Source organism: Bartonella sp. MR168JLCBS (assembly GCF_042194175.1).
Map to the genome: position 1 here is coordinate 1 of NZ_JBHIMP010000059.1, position 1675 is coordinate 1675.

The following is a 1675-nucleotide window of genomic DNA, read 5'->3' on the forward strand; positions in this document are numbered from 1 at the left end:
TGCGGCACTTTTTGATATCCCTGCTGAACACTCTCTTGATATTGCATGTGCCCTAGGATGTGTACACTGTTACTCACTCATTCATGATGATCTTCCCGCCATGGATAACGACACACTCCGACGTGGACAACCCACTGTCCACATAGCATTTGATGAAGCCACAGCAATTCTGGCAGGCAACGCCCTCTTGACTTTTGCTTTTGAAATCATTGCTCATAAAGCCAGTACACTCCCCTTTGAAACTAGAATCAAACTGATCACAGCTCTTGCACAATCAGCAGGACTTGGCGGCATGATAGGCGGACAAATGCTTGACCTAGAAGCAGAAAAAAAACCACAAGATAGCACCATCAGTATTCTGACTCTCCAACACATGAAAGCAGCCGCTCTTATAAGCTTTGCTTGCCAAGCAGGAGCGATCATCGGCAACGCTTCCAAAGAATTAACCGAAAAACTTGCTGCTTTTGGAACCTATCTTGGTTTAGCGTTTCAATTGACAGACGATCTTCTTGATATCACCGCCAGCACTGAAATCCTAGGGAAAACCGCTGGTAAAGATGAAACGGCACAAAAAGCCACTTTTGTTCGTCTTTATGGCATTCAAGAAACACAAAAAAACGAGATGAACTCATCGCTAAAGCAGAAGCGCTTCTGCTGCCTTTTGGCACCAAAGCAAAACCACTCCAACAAGCAGCCCATTTTAGTGCAACACGCAAAAATTAAGAAGCCTTGTCACCAACGTCGAAACACAAAAAAGGAAGCAAACAGAACAAAAGCTTTTCTTTGTTTCAGTCTTGTCCAAAGCGTGTATGAATATAGTGACTTAAGAGAGATTCAAATTCTTCCGCAATATGGTTGCCCCGCAAAATCTTCACCTTCTGGCCCTCAATAAAAACAGGTGCTGCTGGACTCTCACCTATTCCAGGCAATGAAATCCCAATATCAGCATGTTTTGATTCTCCCGGTCCATTAACGATACACCCCATCACCGCAACCTTTAAACTTTCAACGCCAGGGTATTTTTCACGCCACACCGCCATATTTTTATATAAATCCGCTTCAATTTTTTGTGCCAATTGCTGAAACACTTTTGAAGTGGTGCGCCCACATCCAGGGCAAGCCGCAACCACAGGAAAAAATTGCCGAAATCCCATGACTTGTAAAAGCTCTTGAGCAACTTTCACTTCCCGTGTCCGATCTCCACCGGGTTCAGGTGTTAATGAAATACGAATCGTATCGCCAATTCCTTGCTGCAACAAAATCCCCAAAGCCACGGAAGAAGCAACAACACCCTTTGTCCCCATCCCTGCTTCTGTCAATCCCAAATGGAGCGCATAATCACAACGCTCTGCCAAGGTGCTGTAGACAGCAATGAGATCTTGTACATCACTCACTTTGGCAGAAAGAATAATTTGATCACGTCCCAATCCTATCTCTTCAGCCCAAACGGCTGAATGAAGAGCGGACTGAACAACAGTTTCCCGCATGACTTCAGCGACAGATAAGGGCTTTGTTTGCTGAGCATTTTCATCCATAAGCCGTGTCAATAACACATTATCAAGAGATCCCCAATTCACTCCAATACGAATAGGTTTACGATACCGACAGGCAATCTCAATAATTTCCGCAAACTGACGATCCTTTTTTGCACCAAAACCAACATTTCCAGGATTGA

General features: G+C 44.4%; 1 protein-coding gene and 1 pseudogene. One reads left to right on the forward strand and one right to left on the reverse strand.

The features are described 5' to 3' along the window. Window positions 1–723: pseudogene (locus tag ACFIK8_RS09030) on the forward strand (polyprenyl synthetase family protein); the annotation flags it as partial. Between the two features lie 65 nt (window positions 724–788). Here the strand turns inward: ACFIK8_RS09030 and ACFIK8_RS09035 are convergent. After that, a partial coding sequence (locus ACFIK8_RS09035) for a flavodoxin-dependent (E)-4-hydroxy-3-methylbut-2-enyl-diphosphate synthase (protein ID WP_375669227.1) occupies window positions 789–1675 on the reverse strand: 887 nt, incomplete at its 5' end.